Here is a 6031-nt window from a genome sequence, read left to right as displayed (position 1 = left end):
GCCGGAAAGGCATCATCAGGAACAAAGCCAGGTGGTAACGGCGCGTTTCCCGGGCGTTTTGTTACTTCCCGTTCCACACTGTTCAGCGTGGTGAATGACCGGCTGCATTCCAGATTCTGGCACTGATGATACTGGCGAATTGTCATATCCGTTATCTTACGGCTGGTACGCGTACGGGCCATGGCGCCGCAAAAAGGACATCGGAACATAATGGTGTTCCCCTTGTGGGGTTGAACTCCATTACATTTTATTCACTTTCTGCGATCCAGTCAGGTATTTTTGCTTCAAGCTCAATACGGGTGGTATAGCCGTTACTGTCAATCACATGTTCAACACGCGAGATTATCCAGTCCTGTACGTCTATTTTGTCCTTAAAACCACTTACTGTAACGTGCATTTCCGGGTAAAGCTCCGCGCGGCCGCGCGCCAGGGTGATTGAGAATTCTGCGGCACCGCGCTGCAGTTGCTGCCACTTTGCAGCCGCCGCACGCCTGGCCGCTGTTTCGTTCTGGTAAGTTTTCCGCAGGACATAGACGTTACCATCCGCACCCTCCATGTAGTCACCTTCCCGGCTGCTGCTTTTTTCTTTCACCGGTTTTGCAGGTTTGCGGCGCCTGACGCTGACTTTTTTCTTTTTGCCGAAATTAAGATCCAGCCAGTACGCACGAACGCCGGTATAGGCGTCACGGTCAGCAATACGAAAACTGTGACGATCACCGCTCATGCGGTTGACTGTTGCAGAAGGCAACGCCTTACCGTCAGCGCTCACGCCACCGCCTGGCATGATAAACAGCAGATACCCGTTTTTCACGGTGGCAATGGCGCCCAGCATTTCCGCCATGCGGGTGAGAAACGACATATCGCTTTCCTGTGTCTGGTCAGCGTGGTCTATCTCAATATTCATAAGCATTTCACTGATCTGCGCTTTCAGTCCGTAGCGGTGCGCAATGGCTGACACGACACGTTCGACGGTCACATCATGCCAGGAAACTTCACGTTTTACGTTCAGCCCTTCACGAAAGTCAGCACTGCGGGCGCTGATGCCAATGGCATCCGGCGGGCCTTCATGGGAAATCTCATCAACGGTATACAGTCCCTTGTATGTCAGCGGCTCACCCATCCAGCCAAACGACACCGCGATTTCCGCACCGCGCGGCGGCAGTGCAACAGCACCATCGGTATCATCAACAGAAATCGACAGCTGATCGGCATCAAAACCACGGTTGTCTGTCAGCGACAACGACATGATCCGCTCATCAAGTTGTGTCAGCACCTTTCCGCCCAGCGTGATACTGAATGCCGGGCTTTTTACCGCGTCTGTCAGCGACGCATTGTACCCGTCAATTGCACCGGTGATTTTCCCGCTCAGATCTGTCAGCGCCATGGTTCCCCCTTTTGTTCTGAGAAGGATCACACGCGCGCGGGAGAGTCAAAATCTGTTTTTGTTGTCACCTGTCTGTCAGACCGCTAATGACGTGAGCACGCGCCTGATGTGGTGGATTATCAGTGCGAACTCCAATAACGCAATGGTGATTAACATGCCTGAAACACGTTTTCACGGTGCACGCGTCCGGGAAAATACCGATCTGGAAACCGCCATCAATGACATTGATTCCAGTGTGATTGGTGTTGTGGCAGTTGCAGATGATGCCGACGCGGCGACCTTTCCCCTCAACACGCCCGTTCTGATAACGCGCGTCAGTACTGTGCTGGGCAAGGCGGGTGAAACCGGCTCCCTGTACAAAACGCTGAAAGCAATTTCCGACCAGGCCAGCCCAAAAGTGATTGTTGTCCGCGTTGCAGCAGCGGTCGAGGGTGAGGCTGGCGGTGAAACGCAGTCACAACTCATCATCGGCGGTACCGCTGAAGATGGCAGCTATACCGGGATGTATGCTTTTCTGACGGCTGAACAGAAGGTGGGGTATCGTCCGCGTATCCTCGCGGTTCCCGGTTATGACACAGAAGAAGTCACGGCATCGCTGTGCGTGATTGCGCAGAACCTGCGTGCATTCGCCTATGCCAGTTGCCACGGATGCAACACGATGGCAGAAGCGATTGCCTACCGTGACACTTTTGCCTACCGTGAGCTGATGCTTATCTGGCCTGACTTTATCGCGTTCAACCCGCAGACCGGCGAAAACGATATCTTCCCGGCGCCGGCATATGCCTGTGGCCTGCGCGCACGCATCGACAATGAACAGGGCTGGCACAAGTCGCTGTCCAACGTGACGGTAAACAACGTGCTGGGTATTTCGCATGATGTTTTCTGGGCGCTGCAGGCGGAAGACAGTGACGCTAACGAGCTGAACAACCACGAAGTGACCACGCTTATCAAGCGTAATGGCTTCCGGTTCTGGGGTAACCGTACCACTGACACCGATAAATACATCTTTGAGGTGTACACCAGGACATCGCAGATCACGGCTGACACCATGGCGGAAGCCCAGTTTGAGGATGTTGACAGCCCGCTGACACCTGCCAACGTCAAGGATGTGGTCAGTGGTATTAAGGGCAAACTCAGCGCGATGGTGACTGCCGGACAGTTGCTTGGTGGCGACTGCTGGTTTGACATCCTGGATAACCCGACAACCGGGCTGCGACAGGGACAGGTTCGCGTCCGTTACAACTACACACCGGTTCCGCCGATGGAAGATCTGACGATGTACCAGACCTTCACGGATGAATACTTCGGGCCGGCGTTCTCTTCTCTTGGGGGTGAATAATGGCTGTTCCTCACAAACTCCGTCTGTGCACCTGCTTTATCAATGGTGACAACTACATCGGGAAGGTGACGTCATTCACCCGTCCAAAACTCAGCCGCAAGACGGAAGATTTTCAGGGCGGCGGAATGATTGGTTCTGTTGCTGTTGACCTTGGTCTTGATGCCGGTGCGCTTGATTCCACTGTTGAATTCGGTGGTGTGATTAAAAAACTGTTCCTTGAGTTTGGTGCAGACATCGACGGCACCCGCCTGCGCTTTGCCGGTGAATACTATACAGACGGCGAAAGTCAGCTTGTCGAGGTTGAACTGCGCGGGCGCTTCACTGAGCTGGATGGCGGTGACAGTAAGCAGGGCGAGGATACGACGGAGAAGTACACCTTCAAGTCGACCTACTACAAGCTTTCGATCGACGACAAACCGATCATCGAAATCGACCTGCTGAACTTCATCTACAAGAAGAACGGTAAAAATATGTACCCTGACCGCATCATTTCTGCGCTGGGTATGGGTAACTGATCAACCTTACTGATGGCGGCACACGTTGCCGCCAGGAGCATCTGATAATGGTAAAGAAAACAGATAACGGGATCCCGCTGGTAAAACCGCTGGTTCGTGATGACAAAACCATCTCATCGGTCATCATCACTGATGAGATTAAGCAGGCCGGATCCCTGCGTGGTCTGAAACTCGTCAATGTCCTGAATATGGATGTTGATTCTGTTGCCACGCTGCTGACACGGGTGACCTCGCCAAGGCTCAAACTCGCAGAGATCTATGAAATGGAAACGCAGGATTTCATTTCCCTTTCTGAAGCGCTTGTCCCTTTTTTGACGCCTGCGGGTGCTGGCACATCGAGCGCGGCGGAGAAGGAGAATCCGTAACCGTTCTTCAGTTCGACGAGATTGATGATCTCGTCGCTGATATTGCCGTTGTTTTCAACTGGCCGCCCTCCGAAGTCTTCGCGATGGAGCTGGGCGACGTCATAGCCTGGCGCGAACGGGCGGCGGCCCGCAGTGGAGCCAGTGACGATGACCAGTCTTAATATCCGCGTTGCGTTCAGTGCAACAGATAAACTCACCCGTCCGATCAATGCTGCCCGCCAGAGTGTGGGCAGCCTGTCGGAGTCCATTCAAAAAACGCAGTCTGCCATTAAGGATCTCGACAGCCAGGCAAAAGGCTTTAACCGCCTGCGTGACAGCGTACAAAAAACCTCCCGCAAAATTGACGAAACCAGCCGTACGCTGGAAGGTCTGAACAAGGCGCAGCGGGATGGCGTTCAGCTTACTGACAAACAGCGCGAACACATGACTGCACTGGCGGCCAAACTGGAGCGTCTTAACACCACCCGCACAAAAGAGATGGAAAAACTGCGCGATGCCTCGCAGGCGCTGCGCGGTCATGGTGTGTCTCTGGCCGGCAGTGACAGGACGACAGAGAGCGCAATACGCCGTACAGAACAGTACAACCAGGCGCTTGAGCGCGAACGGCGCCAGCTTGCCACGGTCACACAGGCACAGGCGCGCTATTCCCGCATGAAGGAAGCCGGCGACAAACTGCAGAGTACCGGCATGAAGACCATGGCCGGCGGCGCCGCTGTATTTGCGCCTGTGGTTGCTGCCGTTAAAAGCTACAGCAACCTTGAAGACGCCATGAAAGGCGTGTCAAAACAGGTTAACGGGCTGCGAGACGATGACGGAAACCGTACATCACGCTATACGGAAATGCAGGGGGCGATTAAAAACGCCTCGGAAGAACTGCCCATGCCACGCGGCGCCGTCGATTATGCCGCACTGGTTGAGGGTGGCGCCCGTATGGGTGTGGCTGACAGTAACGATCCCTGGCAGAAACAGAAACAGGATCTGCTCAGCTTTGCCACCACTGCCGCCATGGCATCCAAGGCGTTTGAATTACCCGCTGACCAGCTTGCCGAAAGCATGGGCAGGATCGCCGGGCTGTATAAAATCCCCGTCAGGGATATTGCCAGTCTCGGCGACGTCATCAACTACCTGGACGATAACGCCAAGTCCAAAGGCTCAGACATTATTGACGTTCTGCAGCGCGTGGGGGGTGCTGCTGAACAGCTTGGCTACCAGAATGCGGCAGCCATTGGCTCCACGTTCCTGACACTCGGGGAAGAGTCGTCACGGGCGTCTAATGCGCTCACCGCAATGGTGCGAGAACTCAGTACAGCCACTGTACAGCCTGACAGATTTCTTGAGGGGCTGAATTCGCTCGGCCTGAGTGCTGAGAAAATACAGAAGAACATGGCAAAAGATGCCATGGGCACCATTATGACGGTGCTTGAAGCCACGAAAAAACTGGACGACAGCCAGCAGATGAGCGCACTCACCCGGATATTTGGTGATGATTACGCGACGGCAATAGCCAAACTCACTAACAACCTGCCTGAGCTGCGGCGACAGCTTGAGCTGACGCGCACCACCGCATCCAGAGGCTCCATGAAGCGGGAGTCAGACATTGATAAGGACTCCATTTCATCACAGTGGCTTATCACCACCGCCGCGCTGGGTAACAATTTCAGCGCGCTGGGCGAGTCCCTGAGAGTGCCGGCGATGGAGATCATGACGTCGCTCACTGGTGTGCTGCAAAAATTACGGGAATGGATTGAGACTAATCCTGAGCTTGTTGCCAGCATCATGAAGTTTATCGCTGTCGGTGGCACCATTCTGACGGTACTCGGCGCTGTCATGCTGGCAACCGGAATGCTGCTTGGACCACTCGGAAAGCTGCAGCTCGGTTTCAGTCTGCTGGGTAGCGGCGGCGGTATTGGCCGCGCCATCACGTTATTCGGTGCATTTCGCAATGTATCCGGTGGGGCGCTTACCGGCATCAGGGGGTGGGGAAGTGTCTTCACTGCCCTTTCCGGTGGTCTCGGCCGACTCGGTGGTTTGCTGGCACCGGTCAGGGGCATGCTGCTGTCGGTGTTTATCTCACCGCTGTCTGCAGTCAGTTCGCTGGGTCGCGTGATTGGTGGTCTGGTGTTGCGTCTGTCCGGGCTTCCTGCTGTCTGGAGCATGATCACTACCGGGGTGTCAATGCTCGGCGGCGTACTGTCATTTCTGCTGAGTCCTGTCGGCCTGGTTGTTGCCGCGCTTGTCGGCGGCGCTTTTCTCATCTGGAAATACTGGGATCAGATCACGGCGTTTCTGTCCGGTTACTTTGCCAGGATTATGGAAAAACTGGCACCCATACGGGAATCATTTTCCCGGTTCAGTCCGCTGTTTGATGCCATTGGTGAGGCGATAAGCCGGGTGTGGAACTGGTTTAAAGAACTGCTCTCACCGATGG

The 6031-nt window shown here is 54.7% G+C and carries 7 protein-coding genes; 5 read left to right on the top strand and 2 right to left on the bottom strand.

Going from position 1 to position 6031, the window contains the following annotated elements:
- Both GTGU_RS25050 and GTGU_RS20460 read right to left on the bottom strand, forming a co-directional pair.
- On the bottom strand, window positions 1–209 hold a 209-nt coding region (locus GTGU_RS25050; protein WP_072012034.1), incomplete at its 3' end, for an ogr/Delta-like zinc finger family protein.
- 38 nt (window positions 210–247) lie between these two features.
- Window positions 248–1384 (bottom strand): phage late control D family protein, encoded by a 1137-nt coding sequence (locus GTGU_RS20460; protein WP_038161701.1) that lies wholly within the window; start codon window positions 1382–1384, stop codon window positions 248–250.
- A gap of 154 nt (window positions 1385–1538) precedes the next feature.
- On the opposite strand from GTGU_RS20460, the gene GTGU_RS20455 reads away from it, so the two are divergent.
- The 5 genes from GTGU_RS20455 to GTGU_RS20440 form a co-directional block, all read left to right on the top strand.
- Window positions 1539–2723, top strand: coding sequence for a phage tail sheath subtilisin-like domain-containing protein (locus GTGU_RS20455; protein ID WP_038161703.1), 1185 nt, complete (start codon window positions 1539–1541; stop codon window positions 2721–2723).
- Entirely contained in the window at window positions 2723–3238 is a 516-nt protein-coding gene (locus GTGU_RS20450) for a phage major tail tube protein (protein ID WP_038161698.1), read from the top strand. The genes GTGU_RS20455 and GTGU_RS20450 overlap by 1 nt, the downstream gene beginning before the upstream one ends.
- Window positions 3239–3285: 47 nt before the next feature.
- Entirely contained in the window at window positions 3286–3603 is a 318-nt protein-coding gene (locus GTGU_RS20445) for a hypothetical protein (RefSeq protein WP_038161695.1), read from the top strand.
- A 20-nt stretch (window positions 3604–3623) separates the two neighbouring features.
- On the top strand, window positions 3624–3764 hold the full coding sequence (locus tag GTGU_RS25045; RefSeq protein WP_245609627.1) for a GpE family phage tail protein: 141 nt from the start codon (window positions 3624–3626) through the stop codon (window positions 3762–3764).
- Window positions 3751–6031 (top strand): phage tail tape measure protein (locus tag GTGU_RS20440; RefSeq protein ID WP_038161692.1); only part of this gene is annotated, 2281 nt, incomplete at its 3' end. The genes GTGU_RS25045 and GTGU_RS20440, both read left to right, overlap by 14 nt.

It is taken from the genome of Trabulsiella guamensis ATCC 49490 (assembly GCF_000734965.1).
GTDB lineage: Bacteria > Pseudomonadota > Gammaproteobacteria > Enterobacterales > Enterobacteriaceae > Trabulsiella > Trabulsiella guamensis.
This window is presented reverse-complemented; position numbering and strand designations above follow the sequence as displayed.

Excerpts from the sequence above, each read along its gene's own strand:
- GTGU_RS20460 (WP_038161701.1), bottom strand. The coding sequence starts at position 1,384 with ATGGCGCTGACAGATCTGAGCGGGAAAATCACCGGTGCAATTGACGGG.
- GTGU_RS20445 (WP_038161695.1), top strand. The coding sequence starts at position 3,286 with ATGGTAAAGAAAACAGATAACGGGATCCCGCTGGTAAAACCGCTGGTT.
- GTGU_RS20455 (WP_038161703.1), top strand. The coding sequence starts at position 1,539 with ATGCCTGAAACACGTTTTCACGGTGCACGCGTCCGGGAAAATACCGAT.
- GTGU_RS20450 (WP_038161698.1), top strand. The coding sequence starts at position 2,723 with ATGGCTGTTCCTCACAAACTCCGTCTGTGCACCTGCTTTATCAATGGT.